Origin of the sequence: Actinomadura keratinilytica, assembly GCF_039539665.1 — a bacterium.
GTDB classification, from domain to species: domain Bacteria; phylum Actinomycetota; class Actinomycetes; order Streptosporangiales; family Streptosporangiaceae; genus Spirillospora; species Spirillospora keratinilytica.
The window spans coordinates 1-571 of record NZ_BAABDO010000297.1; the positions used below are offsets into that span (position 1 = coordinate 1).

The window sequence follows — 571 nt, forward strand, 5'->3', positions numbered from 1 at the left end:
TGTCGCCGTGGAGCTTGGCCGGGCGGCGCCGGCGGGGCCCGCGGCGCGAGCGGATCGGCGGGATGCCGCGGACGAGGGGCTGCAGGGCCTGGCTGTCGTGCAGGTTGGCCGGGGAGATCGCGACACTGATCGGCAGACCGGACCTTTCGGCGATCAAGTGGATCTTCGACCCGTTCTTGCCGCGGTCGACAGGATTCGGGCCTGTCAGCTCCCCCCTTTGAGCGCCCGCATGCTGACCGAGTCGATCGCGCACCGCGACCAGTCCAGCTCTCCACGCGAGCCCAGTTCGTCCAGGATCAGCCGGTGCAGCCTGGGCCACACCCGCGCCTTGGTCCACTCGGTGAAGCGGCGGTGCGCCGTGGGCCCGGACGGGCCGAACACCGGCGGCAGCTGCCGCCAGGTGCAGCCGGTGGTGGCCACGAAGATGATCGCGGCCAGCACCTCACGGTCGCCGTACCGGCGCCGGCCGCCGCCCTGGGGCCGAGTCGGGGCAGGTGGCACCACCCGCTGGAACAGCTCCCACAACTCGTCTGGAACCAGCCGCTCGACCATCACCACGAGCGACAGAGTA

1 pseudogene is annotated in these 571 nt (G+C 71.6%); it reads right to left on the reverse strand.

The features are described 5' to 3' along the window. Nucleotides 1-558: pseudogene (locus tag ABD879_RS32795) on the reverse strand (IS5 family transposase); the annotation flags it as partial. Nucleotides 559-571 lie beyond the last annotated feature (13 nt).